This window comes from Mycobacterium sp., from assembly GCF_035506235.1.
In the GTDB taxonomy this organism is placed as follows: Bacteria; Actinomycetota; Actinomycetes; order Mycobacteriales; family Mycobacteriaceae; genus Mycobacterium.
This window is the reverse complement of the sequence record NZ_DATJPU010000301.1, coordinates 1-25,746: the sequence shown is the minus strand read 5'-3', so window position 1 is coordinate 25,746 and position 25,746 is coordinate 1. Positions and strand designations below refer to the sequence as shown.

24 protein-coding genes and 1 pseudogene are annotated in these 25,746 nt (G+C 70.2%); 13 read left to right on the top strand and 12 right to left on the bottom strand.

The window, feature by feature from the left end:
- Positions 1-26 precede the first annotated feature (26 nt).
- Genes VMD50_RS28180 through VMD50_RS28165 form a run of 4 tightly spaced genes read right to left on the bottom strand, consistent with a single transcriptional unit; the run spans position 27 to position 3,051 of the window.
- Complete coding sequence (locus VMD50_RS28180) at positions 27-755, bottom strand: adenosylcobinamide-GDP ribazoletransferase (RefSeq protein ID WP_325432992.1); 729 nt, start codon at positions 753-755, stop codon at positions 27-29.
- On the bottom strand, positions 752-1,807 hold the full coding sequence (gene cobT, locus VMD50_RS28175; RefSeq protein ID WP_325433038.1) for a nicotinate-nucleotide--dimethylbenzimidazole phosphoribosyltransferase: 1,056 nt from the start codon (positions 1,805-1,807) through the stop codon (positions 752-754). Before cobT ends, VMD50_RS28180 begins: the two co-directional genes overlap by 4 nt.
- A complete protein-coding gene (locus tag VMD50_RS28170; RefSeq protein WP_325432990.1) occupies positions 1,804-2,340 on the bottom strand; it encodes a bifunctional adenosylcobinamide kinase/adenosylcobinamide-phosphate guanylyltransferase in 537 nt (178 codons plus the stop codon). The genes cobT and VMD50_RS28170 overlap by 4 nt, the downstream gene beginning before the upstream one ends.
- Positions 2,341-2,367: 27 nt before the next feature.
- Positions 2,368-3,051: a DUF3043 domain-containing protein gene (locus tag VMD50_RS28165; protein WP_325432988.1), complete on the bottom strand. Its 684-nt coding sequence runs from the start codon at positions 3,049-3,051 to the stop codon at positions 2,368-2,370.
- 181 nt (positions 3,052-3,232) lie between these two features.
- On the opposite strand from VMD50_RS28165, the gene VMD50_RS28160 reads away from it, so the two are divergent.
- Both VMD50_RS28160 and VMD50_RS28155 read left to right on the top strand, forming a co-directional pair.
- A complete protein-coding gene (locus tag VMD50_RS28160; RefSeq protein ID WP_325433036.1) occupies positions 3,233-4,309 on the top strand; it encodes a glycerate kinase family protein in 1,077 nt (358 codons plus the stop codon).
- A gap of 57 nt (positions 4,310-4,366) precedes the next feature.
- On the top strand, positions 4,367-4,723 hold the full coding sequence (locus VMD50_RS28155) for an iron-sulfur cluster assembly accessory protein (RefSeq protein ID WP_067871612.1): 357 nt from the start codon (positions 4,367-4,369) through the stop codon (positions 4,721-4,723).
- Between the two features lie 13 nt (positions 4,724-4,736).
- Here VMD50_RS28155 and VMD50_RS28150 read toward each other — a convergent pair whose 3' ends face one another.
- Positions 4,737-5,369 carry an Rv0361 family membrane protein gene (locus tag VMD50_RS28150; RefSeq protein WP_325432982.1) on the bottom strand — a complete coding sequence of 211 codons (633 nt, stop codon included), beginning with the start codon at positions 5,367-5,369 and terminating at the stop codon, positions 4,737-4,739.
- Between the two features lie 188 nt (positions 5,370-5,557).
- On the opposite strand from VMD50_RS28150, the gene VMD50_RS28145 reads away from it, so the two are divergent.
- On the top strand, positions 5,558-6,532 hold the full coding sequence (locus tag VMD50_RS28145; RefSeq protein ID WP_325432980.1) for a carbohydrate kinase family protein: 975 nt from the start codon (positions 5,558-5,560) through the stop codon (positions 6,530-6,532).
- A 56-nt stretch (positions 6,533-6,588) separates the two neighbouring features.
- Here VMD50_RS28145 and asnB read toward each other — a convergent pair whose 3' ends face one another.
- Complete coding sequence (asnB, locus tag VMD50_RS28140) at positions 6,589-8,532, bottom strand: asparagine synthase (glutamine-hydrolyzing) (protein WP_325432978.1); 1,944 nt, start codon at positions 8,530-8,532, stop codon at positions 6,589-6,591.
- A 132-nt stretch (positions 8,533-8,664) separates the two neighbouring features.
- On the opposite strand from asnB, the gene ctaC reads away from it, so the two are divergent.
- The 4 genes from ctaC to VMD50_RS28120 all read left to right on the top strand — a co-directional run bounded on the left by ctaC (position 8,665) and on the right by VMD50_RS28120 (position 11,920).
- Positions 8,665-9,750, top strand: coding sequence for an aa3-type cytochrome oxidase subunit II (ctaC, locus tag VMD50_RS28135; RefSeq protein WP_325432976.1), 1,086 nt, complete (start codon positions 8,665-8,667; stop codon positions 9,748-9,750).
- A gap of 13 nt (positions 9,751-9,763) precedes the next feature.
- On the top strand, positions 9,764-10,183 hold the full coding sequence (locus VMD50_RS28130) for a cytochrome c oxidase subunit 4 (protein ID WP_325432974.1): 420 nt from the start codon (positions 9,764-9,766) through the stop codon (positions 10,181-10,183).
- Positions 10,184-10,364: 181 nt separating this feature from the next.
- Positions 10,365-11,276: an MmpS family transport accessory protein gene (locus VMD50_RS28125; protein ID WP_325432972.1), complete on the top strand. Its 912-nt coding sequence runs from the start codon at positions 10,365-10,367 to the stop codon at positions 11,274-11,276.
- Positions 11,276-11,920: a DUF2561 family protein gene (locus VMD50_RS28120; RefSeq protein WP_325432970.1), complete on the top strand. Its 645-nt coding sequence runs from the start codon at positions 11,276-11,278 to the stop codon at positions 11,918-11,920. The genes VMD50_RS28125 and VMD50_RS28120 overlap by 1 nt, the downstream gene beginning before the upstream one ends.
- 92 nt (positions 11,921-12,012) lie before the next feature.
- On the opposite strand, the gene qcrB is transcribed toward VMD50_RS28120, so the two are convergent.
- From qcrB to ctaE, 4 genes are read right to left on the bottom strand one after another with little or no spacing between them, the layout of a single operon-like run.
- Positions 12,013-13,701, bottom strand: coding sequence for a cytochrome bc1 complex cytochrome b subunit (gene qcrB / locus VMD50_RS28115; protein WP_325432968.1), 1,689 nt, complete (start codon positions 13,699-13,701; stop codon positions 12,013-12,015).
- On the bottom strand, positions 13,698-14,906 hold the full coding sequence (gene qcrA, locus VMD50_RS28110) for a cytochrome bc1 complex Rieske iron-sulfur subunit (RefSeq protein ID WP_325432966.1): 1,209 nt from the start codon (positions 14,904-14,906) through the stop codon (positions 13,698-13,700). The genes qcrB and qcrA overlap by 4 nt, the downstream gene beginning before the upstream one ends.
- On the bottom strand, positions 14,903-15,769 hold the full coding sequence (gene qcrC / locus VMD50_RS28105) for a cytochrome bc1 complex diheme cytochrome c subunit (protein ID WP_325432964.1): 867 nt from the start codon (positions 15,767-15,769) through the stop codon (positions 14,903-14,905). The genes qcrA and qcrC overlap by 4 nt, the downstream gene beginning before the upstream one ends.
- 39 nt (positions 15,770-15,808) lie before the next feature.
- Positions 15,809-16,420 carry an aa3-type cytochrome oxidase subunit III gene (gene ctaE / locus VMD50_RS28100; protein ID WP_325432962.1) on the bottom strand — a complete coding sequence of 204 codons (612 nt, stop codon included), beginning with the start codon at positions 16,418-16,420 and terminating at the stop codon, positions 15,809-15,811.
- Positions 16,421-16,567: 147 nt separating this feature from the next.
- Here ctaE and trpD point away from each other — a divergent pair, with 147 nt between their 5' ends.
- Positions 16,568-17,659 (top strand): anthranilate phosphoribosyltransferase, encoded by a 1,092-nt coding sequence (gene trpD / locus VMD50_RS28095; RefSeq protein ID WP_325432960.1) that lies wholly within the window; start codon positions 16,568-16,570, stop codon positions 17,657-17,659.
- On the opposite strand, the pseudogene VMD50_RS28090 reads toward trpD, so the two are convergent.
- Positions 17,597-19,468 (bottom strand): annotated as a pseudogene (locus VMD50_RS28090) (DEDD exonuclease domain-containing protein); the annotation flags it as partial. The gene trpD and the pseudogene VMD50_RS28090 overlap by 63 nt on opposite strands.
- A gap of 143 nt (positions 19,469-19,611) precedes the next feature.
- Here VMD50_RS28090 and VMD50_RS28085 point away from each other — a divergent pair.
- The 4 genes from VMD50_RS28085 to pimB all read left to right on the top strand — a co-directional run bounded on the left by VMD50_RS28085 (position 19,612) and on the right by pimB (position 23,245).
- On the top strand, positions 19,612-19,857 hold the full coding sequence (locus VMD50_RS28085; protein ID WP_325432958.1) for a hypothetical protein: 246 nt from the start codon (positions 19,612-19,614) through the stop codon (positions 19,855-19,857).
- Positions 19,858-20,066: 209 nt separating this feature from the next.
- Positions 20,067-21,224, top strand: a complete 1,158-nt coding sequence (gene ripC, locus VMD50_RS28080; protein ID WP_414686200.1) for a peptidoglycan hydrolase RipC — start codon at positions 20,067-20,069, stop codon at positions 21,222-21,224.
- Positions 21,225-21,285: 61 nt separating this feature from the next.
- The gene (locus VMD50_RS28075; RefSeq protein WP_414686198.1) at positions 21,286-22,104 is read left to right on the top strand and encodes a hypothetical protein; all 819 of its coding nucleotides are present in this window, start codon (positions 21,286-21,288) and stop codon (positions 22,102-22,104) included.
- A 10-nt stretch (positions 22,105-22,114) separates the two neighbouring features.
- Positions 22,115-23,245, top strand: a complete 1,131-nt coding sequence (pimB, locus tag VMD50_RS28070; protein ID WP_325432954.1) for a GDP-mannose-dependent alpha-(1-6)-phosphatidylinositol monomannoside mannosyltransferase — start codon at positions 22,115-22,117, stop codon at positions 23,243-23,245.
- Positions 23,246-23,363: 118 nt separating this feature from the next.
- On the opposite strand, the gene VMD50_RS28065 is transcribed toward pimB, so the two are convergent.
- Positions 23,364-25,166, bottom strand: coding sequence for an AMP-dependent synthetase/ligase (locus VMD50_RS28065; protein WP_325432952.1), 1,803 nt, complete (start codon positions 25,164-25,166; stop codon positions 23,364-23,366).
- A gap of 83 nt (positions 25,167-25,249) precedes the next feature.
- Between VMD50_RS28065 and VMD50_RS28060 the strand changes: the two genes are divergently transcribed.
- Complete coding sequence (locus tag VMD50_RS28060) at positions 25,250-25,651, top strand: polyketide cyclase / dehydrase and lipid transport (RefSeq protein WP_325432950.1); 402 nt, start codon at positions 25,250-25,252, stop codon at positions 25,649-25,651.
- Positions 25,652-25,746 lie beyond the last annotated feature (95 nt).

The following is a 25,746-nucleotide window of genomic DNA, read 5'->3' as shown; positions in this document are numbered from 1 at the left end:
GCGGCGCGGGTGGGACCCACCCCCCGCTAGTGCAACGCCGCCAGCGCCAGAGCGCACACCGTCGTGGTGAGTTCGATCGCGGCGCCCAGCACGTCGCCGGTGATGCCGCCAAACCGGCGCACGCAATGCGCCACCAGCGCCGCGCCGCAGCCCACCGCCACCAGCACCGCCACCGGCCCCTGCCACGGTCGCGGGCCCGCCAGCAGCGAAACCGCGAGGAGCGCCGCGGCCCAGGCGGCCACCACCGGCGCGGGCTGGCTGCCGGCCACCCGCGCCCCCAGCGCGCTGCCCCCGGCCGCCGGCACCGACCGCCGGCAGGCCAGCACCGCCGTCACCCGCCCGGCGAAGACCGCCAGCACGACTGCCGGCGGTCTCAGCGCCGAAAAGGCCAACCCCTGCAACAGGATCACCAGCACGACGGCCGCCACACCGAACGGTCCGGTCGATCCGTCGCGCATCACCGCCAGTGCTCGCTGCGGCGGGCCGTAGCAGCCCAGCCCGTCGGCCGTGTCGGCGACGCCATCGATGTGCAGCCCGCGGGTCACGAGCAGCAGTGCCGCCACGGCGAGCAGCCCGGGCAGCGGGCTGGACGGACCGAAAGCCGCGGCGCCGCACCACGTCACGCCGGCGGCCAGCGCCCCCAGCGCGAGGCCGACCACGGGCAGCGCGGTCATCGCGCCGCGGCCCATCGGGACGTTCCGCGGTACGGGCAGCACCGTTGCGAACCCGAAAGCCGTTGCCAAAGAACGCATCACGGCTGCGGGATGGACGGGCCGGCCACCCCGGCTTCTTCGAACGTCGCCATCAGTGACAACGCAGCCACCGCGGCGCGCAGCACCGGCAGCGCCACCGTGGCGCCGGTGCCCTCGCCCAGCCGCATGCGCAGGTCCAGAATCGGGTCCATTTCGAGCGCCGCCAGGGCCAGCTCATGGGCCGGTTCCGTCGACCGGTGACCGGCCTGCCACCACTGCCGCGCGCCGGGCGCGAGTCGCTCGGCGACCAACGCCGCGGCGGTCACCGCCACGCCGTCGAGCAGTAGCGGGGTGCGCCGCACCGCGGCCTGGGCGCAAAAGCCGGCCATTGCGGCCAAATCCGCGCCGCCGCAGCAGCGGAGCAGCCCCACGGGGTCGGGCAGCACCGGCCGCGCCCGGAACAGCGCGTCACGCACCGCGGCGGTCTTGCGCGCCCATCCCGCGTCGTCGATGCCGGTCCCGAAGCCGACCACCGTGACCGGCTCGGCGTTGGTCAGCGCCGCCACCAAAACCGCCGCCGCGGTGGTGTTTCCGATCCCCATGTCGCCCGCGATCAGCAGGTCTGCGCCGGCGTCGACCTCCTCGTCGGCGATGGCCCGGCCGGCGGCGATCGCGGCGACCGTCTCATCGTCGGAAAGCGCGTCCTGCGTCCTGATGTCCCCGCTGCTGCGCCGCACCTTGTGGGCGCCGATCCGCTCGGAGGCCGCCTCGGCGTCGACGGCGATGTCCGCCAGTCGCACCGTCGCGCCGGCGATGCCGGCCAGCACGTTGATCGCCGCGCCGCCGCCGTCGATGTTGGCGACCATCTGGGCGGTGACCTCCGGCGGGTACGCGGACACCCCCGACCGTGCGACACCGTGGTCGCCCGCGAAGACCACCACCCGGGCGCGCTCGAATTGTTTTGGCGGACAACGCCCTTGGCAGGACGCGACCCAAACCGACAGGTCCTCAAGGCGGCCCAGGGCGCCGCGGGGCTTGGTCAGCGCGTCCTGGCGGGCGCGGGCCGCCGCGGCGGCGACCGCATCGAGCGGCGTGACTGGCGCGAATTCCATCAGGTTCCCGACGGCTTGATCTGCACCGCCTGCCCGGCCATCACCAGCACCACCCGATCACACAGCTCCGCGACGCGCTGGTTGAGGCCGCCCAACTCGTCGGCGAACCGGCGACCGGACGCCGTGGCCGGCACCACACTCAGCCCGACCTCCGGGCTCACCAGCACCAGCGTCGAACCGAATGCCGTTATGGCCACGAGCATTTCGTCGATGGGGGCCGCCACCGAGCCGTCGTCCCACGCGTCGTTGCGGTCCAGCGTGCCGGTCAGCCAGCCGCCGAGGTCGTCGACAAGCGCCGGGGTGCCCGGCGCCCGCCGCAATTCGGCTGCGACGTCGTCGGTTTCGACCGTCGACCAATGGGCGGGCCGACGGTCCCGGTGCCGCGCGACCCGGTCGGCCCAGTCCGCGTCGGCCCGGCCCGTCACCGCGGGGGCCAGGTAACGGACCGGCTCACCGGGCGGCAGCGACGTGGCGATGGCTTCCTCGGCCCAGCGTGACTTCCCGGACCTGATCCCGCCGAGCACCAGGGTGCGCACCGGGATCAGACGGCTTTCGGGCGCCGCTCAGCCAACACTGCTGCCGCGCTCGACCTGGGGCCGGGGCGCCCGCATGCGGCGCAGCTGTGAAGCCCGGCCCGCGGCGTAAATGCCCAGCTTCCAACGGCTTTCGGTGTTTTTCGGGAACTTCTCGTCCACCAGCTTGCTGACCTTGCGTCCCAGGATCACCGCGTCGACGCCCATGACGACCATCAGCACCAGCATCGCCGGGGTGGCGTAGAGCTGCAGCAGCGGGACGCCGATCGAGGCGACCAGCAAAAGCATCGTCGCCGGCATGAACAGGCCGAGCAGGTTGCGCCGGGAGTCCACCACGTCGCGCACGTAGCGCTTGATGGGCCCCTGATCGCGCGGCAACAGGTATGCCTCTTCGCCGGCCATCATGCGCTCGCGGCGATCCGTCATGCGCGCGCGGCCTGCGGTCCTCTCGGCCCGGCGCTCCTCGCGGCTGAGTTTGGGGCCGGCCAGAGATTTCCGGCGGGCGCGCGCCTCCGACGCGGTCATGGGTGCCGGTGCGATCGGGCCCTTCCGCGGGTTGCGCCGGGCCTCGCTGCGCTTGGGCGTGGGCCGACCCTTGGGGCCGGTCCTGCGTGCCGCGGTGTCCACGGAACCGGCAGCGTCGATTTTCGCCGCCACCTCGGCGGATCCTTCGAGGACGTCGTCCTGGCCCTTCTTACGGCCCATCAGTTTCACAGTGCCAGGTTACTGGCCCGGGGGACCACCCGGTAACGCCCCCGGAATGCGTCGTTATTAGCCATGCGCCAGCGCGACGCTTGCACCTACGCTTGACTGTGATGAATGGCTACCTGTGATGAGCGACGGCACGATGGCCTCGGATGATGGCCTCGCACCCGGCCGTCTCCGGCTGCCGGCCATGCAGGTATTGGTCGCCCCGGATTGCTATGGGGACAGTTTGTCCGCCGTGCAGGCCGCCGCCGCCATCGCGACCGGTTGGACCCGATCGCGTCCGGCCGATCGGTTCATCGTCGCCCCGCAGTCGGACGGCGGCCCGGGCTTCATCGAGGTGCTGGCCAGCCGGCTGGGACAGAAGCGGCGAGTGAAGGTGTTCGGGCCGCTGGGAACCCAGGTGGACGCCGAGTGGGTGTTCGACCGTCGCTCGTCGACCGCCTACCTGGAGTGTGCGCAGGCGTGCGGCCTCGCCCTGCTCGGTGGTCCTCCCACCCTGGAGACCGCGCTGACGGCCGACAGCAGCGGCGTCGGTCAGCTCATCGCCGAGGCGTTGCGGGCCGGGGCGAGCCGCATCGTGGTCGGGTTGGGCGGCAGCGCGTGCACCGACGGCGGGAAGGGAATGATCACCCAGCTCGGCGGGCTGCAAGAGGCTCGCCGGGCAATGACCAACGTGGACCTGATCGCCGCCACCGACACCGAATACCCGATGTTGGGCCCGTGGGGCGCGGCCAAGGTGTTCGGGCCGCAGAAGGGCGCGGACACCGTCACCGTCGCCGCGCTCGAAGTCCGGCTCGAGGCGTGGGCGCTCGAACTGGAGGCGGCGGCGGGCCGGGACGTGAGCTCGGAACCCGGCGCGGGCGCCGCCGGTGGTCTTGGCGCCGGCCTGCTTGCGCTGGGCGGCCGGTGTGAATTGGGCGCGGAAATCATCGCCGAGCACACCCGCCTGGCCGACGATCTCGAGACCGCGGACATGATCGTCACAGGTGAAGGCCGGTTCGACGAGCAGTCCCTGCACGGAAAGGTGGTGGGCTGCCTTGCGGAGTCGGCCGGTGCGCTGGGAATTCCGGTGATCGTGCTGGCCGGCCAGGTCGGCCTGGAAAATTCCGCGGTGCGCTCGTCGGGCATCATGTCCGCCCTGTCGATCGCCGATTACGCCGGTTCGGTGCGGTTGGCGCAGGCCGACGCGGCCAACCAGCTCATGGGTTTGGCATCTGAGGTGGCGGCGCGACTCGGGAATAGCGGTCCCGCAATGTACCGTTGAGGCAGTGGGCGTTCCCCGCGCGGGTCGTGCCCGACCATGAGCTATGTAGGAGAAGCAATGACGGTGCAAAACGAGTCGAGCGCCAAGACGCATGGCGTGATCCTCACCGAAGCCGCCGCTGCCAAGGCGAAGTCCCTGCTGGACCAGGAGGGCCGTGACGACCTGGCGCTGCGCATCGCGGTCCAGCCGGGCGGATGCGCCGGCCTGCGGTACAACCTGTTCTTCGACGACCGGTCGCTGGATGGCGACCTGACCGCCGAGTTCGGTGGCGTGACGCTGACCGTGGACCGGATGAGCGCGCCCTACGTCGAGGGCGCGTCCATCGACTTCGTCGACACCATCGAAAAGCAGGGCTTCACCATCGACAACCCCAACGCCACGGGTTCGTGCGCCTGCGGGGACTCGTTCAACTGACCGGTCTCGCCGCTTAGTACGAGCCCGCGGTGCGGAGCACGTACGCGCACACCATGATCTGGCCGCGCTGGAAAAGCAGCTGGGCAAGGCCCTGCACGCCGTCGCGCGTCGGGCCGCCGGTCGCGGGGGATACCCGCATGGTGAACAGCGCCTGGGCCTGATATTGCGACAGGTACACGATCTTGTCGACCGACGTGAGCTGGACCTCGGAGAACTGCTTGCGCAGGGCGTCGCTGCTCATTTTGGCCAGCGCCTGGTCATTCCGCTTGTCGCGCACCGCGTCGTACATGCCGCACAGCGCGTTGCGCATGATGACGTCGACGTCGCGGTGCTCGAGGGCGTCCAGGTAGCCCTGGATCGCGGTCTTGGCCGCGCCCTCGGAGAACGAGGTGCCGGTGTTGGCCCCATTGGTGCGGACCCCGTACGCGATCGCCAGCGTCATCGCGGCCACCAGCGCGACGGCCATCAGCGCGCCGATGAGCAGCCGCCGCCTGGGCCGTCGCCTCGGGTAGGGCACCGGGGGCGGCTGACCCGCATAGTTGCCCGGAGCGGCGGGCTGATGGGGGAACTCGAGCGGCCGGGATTCGGCGTGGGGCGTTGGTCCGGCGGCGCCGACGGTGTGGTTCGGCGGGTGCGGACCTGCCATGTGGTTCTCCTACGGTGGTGGAAGGGACCATCGGGCGGGCCGGGGCCCGGGGCCCGAGGACTGGGGTCCCGGCGACTTGAGTCGTTCGTAAGGCAGGCTAGCGCACGGCTTTGCGCCGACCGGGACGCGACGACGCCCGATACGCCTGAGTAAGCTAGATAACCTTACTAACGACGGATGGAGACTTCGTGACGATCGCGGTGACTGGTTCGATTGCGACCGACAACCTGATGCGGTTCCCCGGCAAATTTTCCGAGCAGCTGCTGGCTGATCATCTGCAGAAGGTATCGCTCAGCTTCCTGGTCGACGACCTGGTCATCCATCGCGGCGGTGTGGCGGGCAACATCGCCTTCGCCATCGGCGTGCTGGGCGGGGACGTCACCCTGGTGGGTGCGGCCGGCGACGATTTCGACGACTACCGGCGGTGGCTGCAGTCCCACGGTGTCAACTGCGACCACGTGCTGATCTCCAAGACCGCGCACACCGCGCGCTTCGTCTGCACCACCGACCTCGACATGGCCCAGATAGCGTCGTTCTATCCCGGGGCCATGTCGGAGGCCCGCAACATCAAGCTCGCCGACGTCGTGTCGTCCGTGGGGGAGCCGGACCTGGTCATCATCGGGGCCAACGACCCGGACGCGATGGTGGCGCACACCGAGGAGTGCCGCAAGCTCGGCCTGCCGTTCGCCGCCGACCCGTCCCAGCAGCTGCCGCGCTTGTCGGGTGACGAGATCGACAGGCTCGTCGACGGCGCCGCCTACCTGTTCACCAACGACTACGAGTGGGAGCTGCTGCTCAACAAGACCGGCTGGTCGGAAGCCGAGGTGCAGGGCATGGTGGGCCTGCGGGTGACCACGCTGGGCCCCAAGGGCGTCGACCTGGTCGAGCCCGACGGCACCACCACGCACGTCGACGTGGTGCCCGAGACCAGCCAGACCGACCCCACCGGCGTCGGCGACGCTTTCCGCGCCGGTTTCCTGACCGGGCGCAGCGCGGGCCTGAGCCTGGAGCGCTCTGCGCAGCTGGGCTCGCTGGTGGCGGTGCTGGTGCTCGAGTCGGTCGGGACGCAGGAGTGGGCCTGGGACCACGAGGTGGCGAAGTCCCGGCTGGCCGGCGCCTACGGCGAGGACGCGGCCGCCGAGATCGCCGCCGTGCTCGCCTGAGTTGACGCCGCGAGCGTAACCACGCTGCGGAATTTCGCGTGATTTTTCGCGAGGCGCTAAAGCTGGACCGGGTAGACGGGCTCGCTGATCCTGGGCACCACGCTGTGCTCGACGAAGATCGCGTGCCACAGCATGAAGATGAGCACCGTCCACAGCCGGCGGCTGTGATCGCTTGTGCCGCTTCGGTGCTCGTCGAGCATCCGGCGCACCGCGGCCGGGTCGACCAGGCGATCGGCCTGCGACGAGTCCACCAGCGCATACGCCCACTCCAGCAGTTCGCCCGCGCGCAGCCAATGCCGGATCGGCACCGGAAAGCCGAGCTTGGGCCGGTGCAGCACATGCGCGGGAACGATCGGCTCCAGCGCGCGTCGCAGCGCGTACTTGGTGGTCGTGCGCGTGATCTTGGCCTCGACGGGCAATCTGGACGCGACGGCGAACACCTCGGGATCCAGGAACGGCACCCGCAGCTCCAGCGAGTTGGCCATCGTCATCTTGTCGGCCTTGACCAGGATGTCGCCGCGCAGCCAGGTGAACAGGTCGACGTGCTGCATGCGGGCCACCGGGTCCCAGCCGGCCGACTGGGCGTACACCGATGCGGTCACGTCGGTGTGGGTCCACTCGTCGCGGAACCCGGGCAGCACGTCGCGCAACTGCGCGTCGGAGAAGCTGCGGGCGTTGCCGTAGTAGCGCTCCTCGAGCGCCAGCGACCCGCGGTGCAACAGGCTCTTGCCGCGCATCCCCTCCGGCAGCGGCTTGGACACCTTGCCCATCGACCGCCTCACCGGCCGCGGTAGATAGTCGAACGGCTTGAGCGACAACGGCTCCCGGTAAATCGTATAGCCGCCGAACAGCTCGTCGGCCCCCTCGCCGGACAACACCACCTTGACGTGCTTGCGGGCCTCGCGGGCGACGAAGAACAGCGGCACCAGCGCCGGGTCGGCAACCGGCTCGTCGAGGTACCAGACGATCTCGGGCAGGGCGGCCACGAACTCGTCGGGGCTGACCACCTTGGCGATGTGGCGGGCGCCGATCGCCTCGGCCGAGGCCACCGCCACGTCGATCTCGGAGAACCCCTCGCGCTCGAAGCCGGTGGTGAAGGTGATCAGCCTGGGGTTGTGCCGGATGGCCAGCGCCGCGATGGCGGTGGAGTCGATACCGCCGGACAGGAACGCCCCGACGGTGACGTCAGCGCGCATGTGCTTGGCCACCGAGTCCTCGAGCACCGCGGTGATCTCGTCGTAGCGGGCCTGTTCGGCGTCGCGGGTGATCGGCGTGGCGGCGAATCGCGGCACGAAGTACCGGGTGATCTCCGGCGCGATGCCGGGCCGGATGCGCGCGTAGCAGCCCGATTCCAGCCGGCGCACCCCGCGGTGCAGCGTCTCGGGCTCCGGCACGTACTGCAGGACCGTGTAGTGCTGCACCGCCCGCTCGTCGATACCGGTGTCGAACCCGATCAGTTGGGCCAGCTCCATCAGGCATTTCTTCTCGCTGGCCACCGCGGTGCCGCCGGTGCCGGTGGCCATGAAAAGTGGTTTGATGCCGAACGGGTCACGGGCGCAGAACAATTCGCGGGTGACGGTGTCCCACAGCGCGAACGCGAACATGCCTCGCAGCCGGGTCAAGACCTCGGTGCCCCAGTGGTGGTAGCCCGCGACGATGGCCTCGCCGTCGCCGTCGGTCGCGAACGCGGCACCGTGGCGCGTGGCCAATTCGTCGCGAAGCTCGAGATAGTTGTAGATCTCGCCGTTGAACACCAGCACGTAGCGGTCGGGCGCCTCCGGCGGCCCCCAACGCAGCGGCTGGTGCGAATGCGCGATGTCGATGATGGACAGCCGGTTGAAGCCGAACACCACCAGGCCGTCGGCGCCGGGGTCGGCCCACGTTCCCGGCTCGTCGGGCCCGCGGTGGCGCATCAGGTGCGACGCGCGGGAGATGGCGCCGTCGGCTCTGGCCGGATCGCCCCCGGCGGAGGCCGCGAGGAACGCCAGCAGACCACACACGGCGCCCCAGTATGCCGCACGTGGCCGCCACATGTGGTGCCGCACACCGCTGACGGGTCGGGGTTTCGTCGCCGAGGTAAGCGGCGTGGTCTACGCTGCGTAGTATTCGATATCCGAGCAGGAGGCGCCAACGTGACACCTCGCGAGCAGGTCCGTTCGCAACGTTTGTCGCAGGCCAGGTTCCAGCGCCGGTCCGGGGGTCTTTCCCGTCGTCTGCGGCCGCTGGCGCTGGCCGCGACGCTGGGCGTGCTGGCGGTCACCCTGAGCGGATGCAGCTGGTCGGAGGCGCTGGGCATGGGGTGGCCGGAGGGCATCACGCCGCAGGCCCATGTCAACCGGCAGCTGTGGTTGGGAGCGGTGATCGCCTCCCTCGTCGTCGGGGTCATCGTGTGGGGGCTGATCTTCTGGTCGTCGGCGTTTCACCGGAAGAAGGCCACCGACACCGAACTGCCCCGGCAGTTCGGCTACAACATGCCCCTCGAGCTGGGCCTGACCGTGACGCCCTTCCTCATCATCTCGGTGCTGTTCTATTTCACCGTGGTGGTGCAGGAGAAGATGACGCATCTGGCCAAGGATCCCGAGGTCGTCGTCGACGTCACGTCCTTCCAGTGGAACTGGAAGTTCGGTTATCAGCGCGTCAACTTCAAGGACGGCACGCTGACCTACGAAGGCGCCGATCCCGCGCGCAAGGCCGCGATGGTGTCCAGGCCCGAGGGTAAAGACGCCCACGGCGAGGAGCGCGTCGGCGCGGTGCGCGGGCTCAACCCCCAGGACCGGACCTACCTGAACTACGACAAGGTCGAGACCCTGGGAACCGCGACCGAGATTCCGGTGCTGGTGCTGCCGGCCGGCAAGCGTATCGAATTCCAGTTGGCCTCCGCGGACGTCGTGCACACCTTCTGGGTGCCGGAATTCCTGTTCAAGCGCGACGTGCTGCCCAACCCCCAGGCGAACAACTCAGTCAACGTGTTCCAGGTCGACGAGATCACCAAGACCGGCGCGTTCGTCGGGCACTGCGCCGAGTTCTGCGGCACCTATCACTCGATGATGAACTTCGAGGTTCGGGTGGTGGCGGCCAACGACTTCAAGGCCTACCTGCAGCAGCGGGTCGCCGGCAAGAACAACGCCGAGGCGCTGAAGGCGATCGCGCAGTCGCCGGTCGCGGTGACCACCCACCCGTTCGATACCCGCCGCGGTGAAATGACCACAAGCCAGTAGGTGAGGACGCTCAATGCATATCGAAGCGAGGCTGTTCGAATTCATCGCCGCTTTCTTCCTCCTGGTGGCGGTGCTGTACGGGGTGCTGACCGCGCTGTACGCCACCGGCGGTGAGGAGTGGGCGGGTACCACCGCGCTGGCGCTGACCGGTGGCCTGGCGCTGATCACCGCGACGTTCTTCCGGTTCGTCGCGCGCCGGCTGGACACCCGGCCCGAGGACTACGAGGGCGCCGAGATCAGCGACGGCGCAGGGGAATTGGGGTTCTACGCGCCGCACAGCTGGTGGCCGATCCTGATCGCGCTGGCGGCCGCGGTGGCGGCGACCGGCATCGCGCTGTGGCTGCCGTGGCTGATCGTCGCCGGGGTGGTGTTCGTCCTTGCTTCGGCGGCCGGATTGGTCTTCGAGTACTACATCGGCCCCGAGAAGCACTGATTTGCGACTCAAAGGTCACAATCAGGGCATCAGTTGATCGGTGGCCCGTTTGCCAAGACATCCCGCTTCATCCGGTTCGGTAGGGTTTGCCCAGGCATATGAGAAACTCCCAAGCGCGCGCGCAACGAGGTACCCGTGAAGCCCCGCGCGCTGGTGATGCAGTTGGACAGGGCAGGCGATTATGAGCGGGCCGAATCCCCCGGGCCGGGAACCTGACGAACCGGTCTCCGGCGACGAGTCGGGACACGAGGCAGTCGATTCCCACGAGGAGCCGGAACCCGTCGACGAAGGCGCCGAGATCGCGCCTGCGGAACAGACCGGTCAGACGGACGCATACTCGCGGGCCTACTCGGCGCCCGAATCCGAGCATTTCCTCAGCGGCCCATACCTGCCGGCCGATCTGCGGCTGTACGACTACGACGGCTACGACGAGTCTGCCGACCCGGACGACGAACACCACGCACCGCGCTGGCCGTGGGTGGTCGGCATCGCCGCCATCGTGGCCGCGATCGCGCTGGTGGTCTCGGTCTCGCTGCTCGTCACGCGCACCGACACCAACAAGCTGGCGAACCCCGCCACCACGACCACCCCGTCGGCGCCGGCCCCGCAGGACGAGATAACGACCACCAAACCGCCGCCTCCTCCGCCGCCACCGCCCACCACCGAGGCGCCGCCGCCGCCGACGGCAACCGAGACGCATACCGTCACGGTGACGCCCTCTCCGCCGCCACCGCCGCCACCGCCGCCCCCGCCCGCGCCGGCTCCGCCGCCGGCCACCTCGACCGCGGCGGCGGCGCCCCCGCCTACGACGACGCCGGCCGGGCCGCGGCAGGTGACCTATTCGGTGACCGGCACCAAGGCGCCGGGGGACATCATCTCGGTGACCTACGTCGACGCCTCCGGCCGGTCCCGCACCCAGCACAACGTGTACATCCCGTGGTCGATGACCGTGACACCGATCTCCACGTCCGACGTCGGATCGGTCCAGGCCTCCAGCCTCTTCCGGGTCAGCCGGCTCAATTGCTCGATCACCACCAGCGACGGAGCGGTGCTGTCGTCGAACAACAGCGACGCACCGCAGACGAGCTGCTGATGGTCAGCAGATATTCGGCCTACCGGCGCGGTTCGGACACCATCGCGCCCGACGTCATCGATCGCCTCCTGATCGGCGCCTGCGCCGCCGTCTGGCTGGTGTTGCTGGGCGTCAGCGTGGCCGCCGCCGTCGCGCTGGCGAATCTGGGCCGGGGCTTTCACAAGACGGCCGGCGGCTCGCACACCCCGTGGGGGCTGTACGCCGTCATCATCGTGTCCGCGCTGATCATCGCCGGGGCGATCCCGGTGCTGTTGCGGGCCCGTCGCATGGGCCTGATCGAGCCGGCAACCCGGCCGGGAGCGGGTCCGGCGGGCGCGCCGGACCGGCCTCCGGTGCGCCTCATGGCCCCCGCGCCGCGCACCGCGGCCGAGCGGGCGCGCCAGCCGAGGATGCAGGCGGCGGAGCCGGCGACGGAGTGGTCCGGCGCCGCGGTGGACCGGGTTTGGTTGCGCGGCACCGTCATCCTCACCGGCACGATGGGTGCCGCTCTGATTGCGGCCGCGGCGGCGACGTACCTGATGGCCGCCGGTCACGACGGCCCGTCCTGGGTGGTCTACGCGGTGGCCGGGGTCGTCACCGCGGCGATGCCGGCGGTGGAGTGGTTGCACATCCGGCAGCTACGCGGCCTTCAGGACGCGCGCTAGCCGCGCTACGGCCGCCCGGCTGCGGCGACAGGTTGGTGTGCTCGATATTCGGCGGATGCGCCGCGCTCATCCGTCGGGGAGGGCGGCCCGGCCTAGTGCTCGCCGTGCTCGCCGTTCGGGGAGCCGACGATGCTTTCCTGGTATTCGCGCAGCGCGGTCAGCTCACGGTGCTCGGCGGCATGGTCCGCCTCGCGCAAAGCGGCGTCCTCGGACGCCGGGTCGGCGCGCAAGAAGCTGCCGCTGCCCGGTGAGCCGGCGAAGCCCAGCTTGTTCATGGACTTGGGCACCGGGGCACCCTCATACTCCAGCGGCACCGGGTGTCCGTGGGCGTCGACGGGGCCGAGCGGCTGATGCAGCTCGATGTACGCACCGTGCGGCAGCCGCTTGATGATGCCGGTCTCGATGCCGTGCTCGAGCACCTCGCGGTCGCTGCGCTGCAGCCCGAGGCACCACCGGTAGGCGATGAAGTAGACGAACGGCGGAAGGATCACCATCCCGATGCGCCCGATCCACGTCGTCGCGTTCAGCGAGATCTCGAACTTGTACGCGATGATGTCGTTCATCGCCGCCAGGGTCAGCACCATGTAGAAGGCGATGGCCATCGCGCCGATCGAGGTGCGCACCGGAACGTCGCGCGGCCGCTGCAGCAAGTTGTGGTGGGCGTAGTCGCCGGAGAACCGCTTCTCCAGGAACGGGTAGATGATCAGCAGGATGAAGATCAGCCCCATCAACAGCGCGACCCAGACCGCGGCCGGGATGGTGTGGTGCCAGAAGTAGAACTCCCACGGCGGCCAGACACGGGCCAGACCCTCGGTCCACATCATGTAGAAGTCGGGCTGCGATCCGGCCGAAACGTGGGACGGCTTGTAGGGGCCCAGGTTCCAGATCGGGTTGATCTGCAGCAGCCCGCCCATCAGGCCGAGCACACCGACGATCGCGGCGAAGAATGCGCCGGACTTCACCGCGAAGATCGGCATCACCCGCACGCCGACCACGTTGTGCTCGGTGCGGCCGGGGCCGGGGAACTGGGTGTGCTTCTGGAACCACACGAACGCCAGGTGCAGTCCGATCAGCGCCAGGATGATCCCCGGCAACAGCAGGATGTGCAGGGCGTACATGCGCGGGATGATGTAGCCTGCGGTCGCGCACTCGTTACCCACACCGCCGCAGGGGAAGTCGCCGCCGAACAGCGCCCAGTGCAGCCAGGTGCCAATTATCGGCATCCCCAACGTGATCGATGACAGTGACGCCCGGATCCCGATGCCCGAGAGCAAGTCGTCGGGCAGCGAGTAACCGAAGAAACCCTCGAACATCGCCAGAATAAACAGCAGCGAGCCGATGACCCAGTTGGCCTCGCGGGGCCGCCGGAACGCGCCGGTGAAGAAGATGCGCGCCATGTGCACCATGATCGACGCGGCGAAAAGCAAAGCGGCCCAGTGGTGTACCTGGCGGACGAACAGCCCGCCGCGCACCTCGAACGAGATGTCGAGAGTCGAGGCGAAGGCCTTGGACATGTCGACGCCGCGAAGCGGTTGGTAGGCGCCGTTGTAGGTGACCTCGGCCATGGACGGGTCGAAGAACAGCGTCAGATACACGCCGGTGAGCAGCAGCACGATGAAGCTGTACATCGCGATCTCGCCCAGCAGGAACGACCAGTGCGTCGGGAACACTTTGTTGAGCTGCCTGCGCACCGCCGCCGACGGGTGGTAGCGCGTATCGATGTCCTCGCCTTGGCGGGCCAGGACGTCACCGATCTTCGGGGGACTCAGTTTGGGGCTCATGTCGTCGTCCTCTCCCAAAATGCCGGTCCGACGGGCTCGATGAAGTCGCCGTTGGCGACCAGGTACCCGTTGGAGTCGATCGTGATGGGCAGTTGCGCCAGCGCACGCGCCGCCGGGCCGAAGATCGGCTTGGCGAAGTGCAGGGCGTCGAACTGCGACTGGTGGCAGGGGCACAAGATCCGGTAGGTCTGCTGCTCGAACAGCGACGCGGGACAGCCCAGGTGCGAGCAGACCTTGGTGTAGGCGAAGAACTCGCCCCAGTTGAAGCTCTCCTGGCCCTGGCGCTTGACCATCCGCGACATGTCGCTGGGCCGGATCCGGATGAGCATCACGGGGTTTCGGACGCCCTGGTTGATCGCGCGGAGCGTTTCCTGCGACTCCGGGGTGGTGCCATCCCCGTCGGACTCCCGCCACGGGAAGACGGTCTCCATGCCGCCGGCGTCGAGGTCCTCGGGGCGCATCTTGACGAACGGTGACGCGCCGGCCGAACCTGTGGCACGTGCCAGGAAGATGGTCTCGCCCTTGTAGCGCGGGGTCCACCCGGACGTCCACAGCACGGCCTTCTTGCCGTCAGCGGTCGGCACCACCGGCTTCCACGGGTTCTTGATCAGGCCGCCGGCAAACGCCACCAGGGTGGACAGCCCGAACGCGCCCAGCCCCAGCCCCAGCGACAGGCCGACCACCTTGCGCCGCCCGACCGTCGAACCCTGGTACGCGTCGGCCAGGTTCGCCACCACCGTCTTGCGGTCGATCTCGCGGGAGGCGCCGTCATGGCGCTCCTGGATCGAAAGCTCTTCGGGGATGAACCTTTTCTGGTACAGGATCGCGCCGATCGCGATGCACAGGATCGACATCCCGAAGGTCAGGCCGTACAGCGGGGTGGCCAGCGTGTACAGCAGGCTGCCCGGGGCGTCCTTCGGCTTGTACTCCCACGGCCAGAACAGGAAGATCAGCAGCAACGCCACCCCGAAGAAACCGCCCAGCAAAAGCCACCGGGCCACGGAGCGCTCGGCGCGCTTCTCGGCCCTGGTGCCCTCGATCGGCCAGCGTGGCTCTTTGAAGACGGTCTCGACGCCGTCGATTTTTCCGCCCAGGGCCACCAATTCCTGTTGCGACATCGCGGCCAGCGCCGATTCGCTGGGCTCGTGGGGTGCCCCCGGTCCGCCCTTGTCGGTGTCAGAGCCGCGCACGTCCTGCTCGCTCATGATGATCGCGCCCCAATCCACAGTGCCAGCCCGATGGCGGCGACCATGCCGATGATCCAAGCGGCCATGCCCTCGGGCGCGGGTCCGAAGCCCCCGAGGCCGTAGCCGCCCGGCTGCCGCTCCTCGGTGACGGTCTTGACGTAAGCGATGATGTCCTTCTTGGCGTCGAAGGACAGCTGGCGGTCGGAGAACTTCGGCATGCTCTCCGGGCCGGTCAGCATCGCGGTCAGGATCTGCTGCTCGTTGGCCCCGCCCAGGTCGGGCGCGTACTTACCCGACGACAGGGCCCCGCCCTTGCCGGTGAAGTTGTGGCACGACGAGCAGTTGAGCCGGAACAAGTCGCCGCCGCGGCCCACGTCGTCGCCGCGCAGCGAGTGCATCGCCAGGCTGCCATCGGGGTTGCGGACGACGGTGGGGCCGCCGCCGTTGGCCTGCACGTAGGCGCCGATCGCGTCGATCTGAGCTTCGTCGAAAATCGGCTCCTTACGGGGAGCCTGGGCGGCGCCGGCCATGACCGGCATCCGGCCGGTGGACACCTGAAAGTAGACGGCGGCCTCGCCGACGCCGATCAGGCTGGGCCCGTGGTCGGGCACGCCCTGCAGGTTGGCGCCGTGGCAGGATACGCAGGACGTGTCGAACAGCTGCTTGCCGGTGCGCAGCAGCGCCGACGAGTTCTCGTCGGCGACGGCCACCTGCGGGGTGGGGGTCAGCACGGCGGCCAGGCCGCCGGCGACCGTCAGCGCGATCAGCAGCAGCAGCCCGCCCGACAGCCTGCGCCGCAGGCGCCGTCGCGAGCGATCGCTGTGCCCATTTCGGGCCCGGCCACGCCGCGCACCGTTTCGGGTAGACACCAGCTTCTTCAACCGAGCACTCCTGTCCATTCCCTTTGCCAGCGCCGGGCTTCAGCGGATGAAATAGATCACGGTGAACAGCGCGATCCACACGATGTCGACGAAATGCCAGTAGTAGGAGACGACGATGCTGGCCGTCGCCTGCGCCGGCGTGAACTTGCTCATCGCGGTGCGGGCCAGCAGGAATATGAAGGCGATCAGTCCGCCGGTGACGTGCAGGCCGTGGAAGCCGGTGGCCAGGTAGAACACGGTGCCGTAGGCGCTGCCCGGGATCGTGGTCCCGTGTGACATCAGGTGGTAATACTCGTACGCCTGGCCCAGGACGAAGAACAAACCCATCAGGAAGGTGAGCACATACCAGCGGCGCAGCCCGAACACGTCGCCGCGCTCGGCCGCGAACACGCCCATCTGGCAGGTGAACGACGACGCGATCAGCACCAGCGTCACCGGAACGGCCTGATACAGATTCAGCTCGGTCGGCGGCGGAGGCCACTTCCCGCCGGCCTGAGCCCGCGCCGTGAAATACATCGCGAACAGTCCAGCAAAGAACATGAGTTCGCTGGACAGCCACACTATGGTGCCGACAGCGACCATGTTGGGCCGATTCAGCGAATGCACTCGCGACGTGATCGCAGTACCCGAGGTCCCCACAGCGCTGGTCACATCCGCAAGTATGACGCTTTGTAGTTGTCGAACTCTACCCGGGTCCGAAATTTCTCCGATCGGCGTTTCCCCCGCCGCGATCGGGCCCCACCGGCGCGCTTACGGCAATGGTTGGGGGGCGGCAGATCCTCGTGGGACCATCGGCGCGTGCCCGCGTCGTCCGAAGCCTTCTCTCCCCGGGGAGCCCCCGGGGTGGCGCCGTCGTGGTCGCAGGTCCTGGGCCGCCTGACGGGCGGTCGGGAACTGGCGCGGGGCCAGGCCGCCTGGGCCATGGACGAGATCATGTCCGGCGCCGCGAGCCCGGCCCAGATCGCCGCCTTCGCGGTGGCGATGACGATGAAGGTGCCCACCGCGGGCGAGGTGAGCGAGCTGGCCGACGTGATGCTGAGCCACGCCCGCCCGATGCCCGCCGACGCGATCCCCGACGACGCCGTCGACATCGTCGGCACCGGCGGCGACGGCGTCAACACGGTCAACCTGTCCACCATGGCGTCGATCGTGGTGGCCGCCGCGGGGGTGCCGGTGGCCAAACACGGCAACCGCGCGGCGTCGTCGCTGTCCGGGGGAGCCGACACGCTGGAGGCACTCGGGGTGCGCATCGACTCAGGGCCCGAGCAGGTCGCCCAGAGCCTCGCCGAGATCGGGATCGGGTTCTGCTTCGCGCCGCTGTTCCACCCGTCCTACCGGCACGCGTCTGCGGTGCGCCGCGAGCTCGGGGTGCCCACGGTGTTCAATCTGCTTGGGCCGCTTACCAATCCGGCCCGACCGCGGGCGGGATTGATCGGCTGCGCGTTCGCGGGCCTCGCCGAGGTGATGGCCGGCGTGTTCGCGGCGCGCCGGTCCAGCGTGCTGGTCGTGCACGGCGACGACGGACTCGACGAGCTGACCACGACGACCACGAGCACGATCTGGCGGGTGCAGGCCGGCACCGTGGACCGGCTGACGTTCGATCCGGCCGGATTCGGGTTCGCCCGGGCCGAGCTGCACGAGCTGCTGGGCGGCGACGCGCAGGCCAACGCGGCGGAGGCGCGCGCGGTGCTGGCGGGCGCCAAGGGCCCGGTCCGGGACGCGGTCGTCCTCAACGCCGCCGGGGCGATCGTCGCGCACGCCGGCCTATCCAGCCGCGCTGAATGGCTGCCGGCCTGGGAGGACGGGCTGCGGCGTGCGTGCGCGGCCATCGACTCCGGTGCGGCCGAACAGCTGCTCGCGCGATGGGTGCGGTTCGGCCAGCAGGGCTGAGCCCGCCTGTGCCGGATCCTGTTGGCAGGCCAGCCGCGCCGAGCGGGCCAACGCCGCCCACGCCGCCCACGCGCCGGCCGACCGCAAGGGAGTGCTCCACCCGGCGTCGTCAACACCGGCCACCCGGACGATGCGCACCCCGGGGGCGGTCAGCCACCGCGCGACCAGGGCGGTCTCCTCGACCAGCGCGCCGCCCAGCGGGGCCGCCGTTCGCAGGATCGCCTGCGCGCCGGCGTGAATGGCGTCGACCACCGGCATCGGGGGCACCCCGCGCCCGGCGGTGCCGGCCGCGGCGAGTTGGCCGTAGCGGATCACGGCGAGGTGGTAGCCGCCCAAACCATCGGGCGCGGCGGCGATCAGCTCGGGCAGCGCGGCAAGCGCCCGCAGCCGTTGGCCGCGCCACAGCGTCTCGATGGCGGTGGCGGTGCGGTCGCGCAGGCGCGCGGCGCTCTCGAAGTGGCGTTGCTCGGCAAGCGAGGTGACGTGGCGCACGGCCGCGGCCAGCGCGGCGTCGTCCAGCCCGTCGATCAGTTCCGCGGCCCGCGCCACGGCCGCCGCGTACTGGGTGGCCGTGGCGCCGCGGGCGGCCGGGCAGGGCGACACCACGCCCTCCGGACAGGCGGGCCCGTGCAGGGCCGAACGGCCGAGCCGCCCGGTGCACGTCCGGAGCCCGGTGAACCGGGCCAGCAGCGCCGCCGTGTCGGTGGCGTCGGCGCGGGATCGGAACGGGCCGACGGCGCGGTCGTGCCGGGGCGCCCGGATCGCCGACAGCCGCGGAAACGCCTCGTCGGTGAGCGCCAGCCACCACCACCGTTGCGGAAACCTCGACCGCCGGTTGTAGGGCGGCGCGTGCGCGGCCAGCAACCGCAGCTCCCGCACACCGGCTTCGAGCGCATGCGCGCACTCGACATGGTCGACGGCGCCGGCCAGCGCGACCATCTCCTTCATCCGGCCGCGGGGCTCGGAGCCGGTGAAGTACTGACCCACCCGGCGGCGCAGGTCGACGGCGGTCCCGACGTAGAGCACTCCCCAGCTGCGCGGGGACCCCACGCCGGCCGGTCCGCGGAACAGGTACACCCCCGGCCGGTGCGGAAGGCCCTCGGCGAGAACCCGTTTGCGGCGCTGGGTGGGCGTCACGCCGGGCAGGTACGAGCGCAGGTCGGCGTAGGTGTGCACGCCCTGGTTGCCCACCCGCTCGATGAGCGCGTGCAGCACGTCGACGGTGGCGCGGGCGTCGTCGAGCGCGCGGTGGGTCGGTTGGGCCGCGACGGCGAACAGCCGCGCCAGCGCGGCGAGCCGCACGCTGGGGGCCTCCTCGCGGCTGAGCACCCGGCGGGCCAGGCGCACCGTGCACAGCACCTGGGGGCGGGGCCAGGCGATCTCGCAGCGCTGCGCGGCGGCCCGCAGGAACCCCACGTCGAACCCGGCGTTGTGGGCGACCAGCACGACCCCTTTTTCCAGGCCGGCGAACTCGAAGAACATCGGCAGCACGGCGTCGATGGTCGGGGCGTCGTACACCATCGCCGTGGTGATGCCGGTGAGCTGCACGATCTGGGGCGGGATGGCGCGCTGCGGATCGACGAGGGTGGCGAACTCGCCGAGCACGACGCCCCCGCGCACCTTGACCGCCCCGACCTCGGTGATGGCGTCGCACGGCGCGCCGTCGGCGCTCTTGGTGCGCGCGCCGGTGGTCTCCAGGTCCACGACGACGAAAGTGGTTTCGCGCAACGGGATTTCGTCGATCGGGCAGGCGGCCGGGTCCCAGCGCGGTCCCAAGTCGGCGAAACTCAGCTGAGTCGCACCAGTCATGGCCGAGACGTTAGGCACCCGCACCGACAGCGGCGGGGTTCCCACGCCGGGCGGATCGGGGGCGGATTTTTTGTCGGTGCGCCCGGTTAGCGTGCGGATAAGCGCGCGAAGTCAGTGTTCGAACGACCGAGAGGACGGCCCAGATGGCATACGGCAGTGGCAAGGGTGAACCAGCGCCCGGTCCGGAGGCGCCGGTGGTGATCGACTGCGACGAGTGCGCGGTGCGCGGGCCGGGATGCCGCGACTGCGTGGTCAGCGTGCTGCTCGGGGTGCCGGAGACCCTGTTGCAGGACGAACGGGCCGCGCTGGAAGTGCTCGCCGACGTCGGACTGGCGCCGAGGCTGCGGCTGGTGCCGATTCGTCGGGACCGCGGGGCCGGTGTAGCCTAATTGCCTTGTGCGCCAAAACCGCTCGATCGTCTTAGGGGATTGCCATCATTCACAAAGTAATGACAGAAATCTTTCTGATTTCTTAACGAGCCGGTTTGGACAAACGTCGATATCGTTTCGTAACCTGTTTGAGACCTAAACTAGCTCGACGGCGCTCCGGCAGTGCCAGTCCAAGGCCGTTTAAGGAAGCAATTTTGAGGCTCGACTCTATGTACCCCTGTGCGCGTGTCATCACACGTTCTGCCCTAGGTACGTTAGCGGGCTTGGTCGTCTTCTCGGGGGTTTTTGCCGCGAATTCCGTGGCCGATCCCGCCGATGACGCGCTGGCCAAACTGAACCAGCTGTCCCGCCAGGCCGAACAGACCACCGAGGCGATGCACAGCGCCCAGCTCGACCTGAACGAGAAGCTGGTGGTCCAGCAGGCGGCGGAAAAGAAGCACGCGAATGACCAGGCCGCCGTGGATTCGGCGAAGGCGCGCCTGGCCTCCTTCCAGGGCGCCGTCAACAAGCTCGCCGCCGCGCAGTACATGGGTGGCCGCGTCGACGGCATGGAGGCCATGCTGACCGCGGGATCGCCGCAGGGCCTGATCGACAAGCTGGCCGTGCAGCGTCTGATGGCGGCGCAGCTGCGCACACAGATGGAGAGCTACCGGGCCGCCAGCGAGCAGGCGGCCAAGGCCGAGCAGGCGTCCGCCAAGTCCGCGGCCGACGCGAAGAGCGCGGCCGAGCGGGCCGCCGCGGTCCGCGCGGGCCTGCAGTCCAAGCAGAGCCAGCTGCAGGTCCAGATCGCCGTCGTCAAATCGCAGTACGTGGCCCTGACGCCGGAGCAGCGCACCGCGCTCGCCGACCCCGGGCAGGTTCCGGCGGCCGGCCCGGCACCCGGTGCGCCGGCGCCGGACGCGGCGCCACCCGGGGCTCCCGGCGGGCAGGCCCCCGGTATGGCTCCCCCTCCCGGCGGAATGCCCGGAATGCCCGGAATGCCCGGACTGCCCGGCATGGCTCCCGGCGGCGTCGGCGGGGGTGACCGCGCGACCGTCGTGCAGGCGGCGTTGACGCAGGTCGGCTCGCCCTACGTGTGGGGCGGTGCCGCACCCGGCGGCTTCGACTGCTCCGGATTGGTGATGTGGGCGTTCCAGCAGGCCGGCATCTCGCTCCCGCACTCCAGCCAGGCGCAGGCCCAAGGCGGTCAGCCGGTGTCGCTGGCGGACCTGCAGCCCGGCGACGTGCTGACCTTCTACTCCGACGCGTCACATAGCGGCATCTACATCGGGGACGGCATGGTGATCCATTCCTCCACCTACGGCGTGCCGGTGCGGGTGGTGCCCATGAACGCCGCCGGCCCGGTCCACGACGCCCGTCGCTACTGACCACCTCGGCCCGCGGCGTCGGCGGCTGCCGATCCTGCTGGCGTGGGTTTTCGCCCTTGAGTTGATCGTGGCCGCGGCCGTGCCGTTCGACGCGGCCGGCGACGGCAAGGCGAGGCACGCGCAGCTCGTCACGCCCGCCCGCAGCCAGGTCGGGGCTGCGGCGAGGTCGCTGGTCGTCGGTGGCCGCACCGTCCGGCTCGCGGGCCCGGGCGGCGCCGCCGCCGACCGGCTGCTGTCGCGGGTGGCCTCCGACATCGGTGCCGCGATCACCGCGGTGACGGCTTTCTGGGGCGCTGATTGGCCGCGCGACATCTCGATCCTCGCCGCCGGCTCGGACGAACAGTTTCGGGCCGCCGCAGGCGGGGGACCGGCGTCGCAGTGGGCCGACATCGCGGCGGTGACGGTGGCCGAACGCGTCGATCCCGCGCGCCGCGTGGCCGTCGGCCAACGGATCGTGTTCGCACCGGGCGCGGCCAACATGAACGAGGGCGCGTTACGAATTGTGTTGACACACGAGCTTTTTCACTACGCCGCGCGCGCCGACACCGCCGCGGACGCGCCCCGATGGCTCACCGAGGGTGTCGCCGACTTCGTCGCCCGCCCGCAGATCCCGGTGCCCGCCGACGCGCTGCCGGTGCCGCTGACGCTGCCGGCCGACAGCGATCTGGACGCGCCGGGACCGCAGCGCTCACTGGCGTACGACAAGGCATGGTGGTTCGCCCGCTTCGTCGCCGACACCTACGGGACGCCGAAACTGCGCGAGCTGTACCTGGCCGGCTGCGGTGCCGGTCACGTGGACGTGCCCACCGCCGTCCACGACGTCCTCGGCGCCGACACGGCCGGCCTGCTGGTGCGGTGGCACCAATGGCTGGCCCGCTAGCCTGACGCAGGTGAGCCGGGTTCTGCTGGTAACCAACGACTTTCCGCCCCGCCCGGGCGGCATCCAGTCCTACCTGGGCGAGTTCGTCGGCCGGCTGGTGGACGCCGGGTCGCATTCGGTGACGGTGTACGCGCCGCAATGGAAGGGGGCCGACGCGTACGACGCCGCGGCCCGCTATCGCGTGGTGCGCCACCCCGGCACGCTGATGCTGCCGGGCCCGGCGGTCGATGCCCGGATGCGCCGGCTGATCGGCGAGCACGGCATCAACACCGTCTGGTTCGGCGCGGCCGCACCGCTGGCGCTGTTGGCGCCCCGCGCCCGGCAGGCCGGGGCGACCCGGGTGCTGGCCAGCACGCACGGCCACGAGGTGGGCTGGTCGATGCTGCCGGTCGCGCGGTCGGTGCTGCGCCGCATCGGCGACGGCACCGACGTCGTGACCTTCGTCAGCCGCTACACGCGCTCGCGCTTCGCGTCGGCCTTCGGTCCCGCGGCGAGGCTGGAGTACCTGCCGCCCGGGGTGGACACCGACCGGTTCCGGCCCGACCCGGCGGCCCGGGCCGAGCTGCGCCGGCGCTACCGACTGGGCGAGCGGCCCGTCGTCGTGTGCCTGTCGCGGCTGGTGCCGCGCAAGGGCCAGGACGCGCTGATCAGGGCGCTGCCGTCGATCCGGCGGCGGGTCGACGGGGCTGCGCTGGTCGTGGTCGGCGGGGGCCCCTACCTGGAGGCGCTGCGCAAACTGGCCCGGGACTGCGGGGTGGCCGCGCACGTGACATTCACCGGCGGCGTGCGCTCCGACGAACTGCCCGCCCACCACGCGCTGGCCGACGTGTTCGCGATGCCGTGCCGCACCCGCGGCGCGGGCATGGACGTCGAGGGCCTGGGCATCGTCTTCCTGGAGGCCTCGGCGACGGGCGTGCCCGTCGTCGCCGGCCTGTCGGGCGGGGCCCCGGAAACGGTGCAGCCCAACAAGACCGGGCTGGTGGTGGACGGCCGCTCGGTGGACGAGGTGGCCGAGGCCGTCGCCGGGCTGTTGGCAGATCCCCACCGCGCCGCCGCGATGGGCGCGGCCGGCCGCAAGTGGGTGACGTCCCAGTGGCGCTGGGACACGCTGGCCGCCCGGCTCGCCGAACTGCTGGGCTGACTGGCGGGCGCGGGTGTCACGCCAGCGTGACGATCGGCAGTCACCGCAACGCCGGCGTGTCCCCCGCAAGCGGGCGGTGCCCCCAGCTCGGCGGACTAAACCGGCGCGCCCGGCGAAACTAATCCTTCTCGTAGATCGATTCGATGTCGGAGGCGAACTTCTCGGCCACCACGTTGCGCTTGACCTTCATCGTCGGCGTCAGCTCGCCGGTGTCCTCGGTGAAGTCGACCGGCAGGATGCGGAACTTGCGGATCGACTCGGCGTGCGACACCGCCAGGTTGGCGTTCTTGACGGCGGCGTCGACCTCGGCGAACAGGTCCGGGTCGGTCACCAGGTCGGCGATCGACGCCTCGGCCCGCTTGTGGTTGCGCTCCTTCCAGGGGCCGAACGCCTCGGGGTCGATGGTGATCAGCGCGCCGATGAACGGCTTGGCGTCGCCCACCACCATGGCCTGGCTGATCAGCGGGTGCGCCCGCAGTTGGTCCTCGAGCACCGCGGGGGCGACGTTCTTGCCGCCGGCGGTGACGATGATCTCCTTCTTGCGGCCGGTGATCTTCAAGAAGCCGTCCTCGTCGAGCGCGCCCAGGTCGCCGGTCTTGAACCAGCCGTCGGTGAACGCGTCGCTGGTGGCCTGCTCGTTGCGCCAGTAGCCGCTGAACACCACGCCCCCGCGCACCAACAGCTCGCCGTCGTCGGCGATGCGCATGCTGTTGCCCGGCAGCAAGGTGCCGACCGTCCCGATCTTGACCCTGCCGACCTGGTTGACCGTGATGGCCGAGCTCGTCTCGGTCAGGCCGTAGCCCTCGTGGATGGTCAGGCCCACGCCGCGGTAGAAGTGGCCCAGCCGCGCGCCCAGCGGTGCGCCGCCCGAGACCGAGGCGTGGCAGTCGCCGCCCAGCGCGGCGCGCAGCTTGTGGTAGACCAGCCGTTCGAACAGCGCGTGCTTGGCGCGCAGCAGCAGGCCGGGCCCGCGGTCGTCGTGGGCCTGGCTCCAGTCGACCGCGGTTTCCACGGCCATCGCGAAGATGCGCCCGTTGCCGTCGTTGACGGCGTTCTGCTCGGCGGTGTTGTAGACCTTCTCGAACACCCGCGGGACCGACACCACCAGCGTCGGCTTGAACACACCCAACATCGGCACCAGGTTGCGGATGTCGCTGGTGAACCCGGCGGTGACCTTGTACTGGAACGCCGCTATCGCGATCGCCCGGGCCAACACATGAGCCAGCGGCAGGAACACCAGCAACCGCTCATCGCGGTCCAGCAGATTGGGGAATGCCGCCTTGACGCCGCGGGTTTCGGCCACCAGGTTCGCGTGAGTCAGCCGGCAGCCCTTCGGCCGGCCCGTCGTGCCGGAGGTGTAGATCAGCGTCGCGAGGTCGCCGGATCGCACCCCCGACAGCCGGCGTTGCACCTCGGCCGGGTCCACCGAGGAGCCCGCATCGGTCAGCACCTCGAGGGCCTTCGGGCCGGCGCCGGCGATCCGGTAGACCTTGCGCAGGTCGGGCAACCGGTCAGCCAGCTGCTCGATCAGCTCGGCATGCGCGTCGGTCTCGGCGAACGCCAACACCGCACGCGAATCGCTCAGCACGAACTGCACCTGCTCCGCCGAGGACGTCTCATAGATCGGCACGGTGACCGCGCCGATCGACAGGATCGCGTAGTCCAGGATCGCCCACTCGTAGCGGGTGGCCGACAGGATCGCCACCCGGTCACCAGGCCGCACACCCTCGGCGATCAAACCCTGTGCCGCCGAACGGATCTGGGTGGCGGCCTGCGCGCACGTCACATCGGTCCATACCCCGTCGACGAGGCGGGCAAAGATGGCGAGGTCAGGATCGGTGCGTTCGTAGCCGAACACCGCGTTGGCGATGTTGTCGTGTTCAGCCACGCTAAACGTTGCCGGAGCGCTCAGCTCACGCACCATGGGAAGCCTCTCGACGGCGGTAGCCCTGTTAGGGCATCCACCCTAGTCGCGGCCCCGTCCCGCGTGGAAAGCTGACCACCGTGCACAGCATCCAGGTCGCCGACCAGACGTTCGTCGCCGCGGACGCGGCCGACGTCGGCAAGGCTGTCGCAGATCCGGCGAACTGGCGGCGCTGGTGGCCGGACCTGCGCCTGGAGGTCATCGAGCACCGTGGTGACAAAGGCGTCCGGTGGACGGTGACCGGGGCATTGACCGGCACCATGGAGGTCTGGCTGGAACCCGTGCTGGACGGGGTGGTGCTGAACTATTTCCTGCATGCCGAACCGGCCGGCGCCGCGGCATGGCAGCTCGCGCGGATGAACCTAACGAGGATGAACCACCGCCGTCGGGTGGCGGGCAAGAAGATGGCGTTTGAGGTCAAGACGAGCCTGGAGCGGTCGCGGGCCTTGGGGGTGTCGCCGCTGGGACAGGCATCGCAATAACGGGCAGCCACCGCGCCGGGCGGGGTAGGTTTGCCTCAAAGGGTGGGCAGCCAAGCGAGCGAGGAACGAATCAGGTGGCGGACAACACGTCGCAG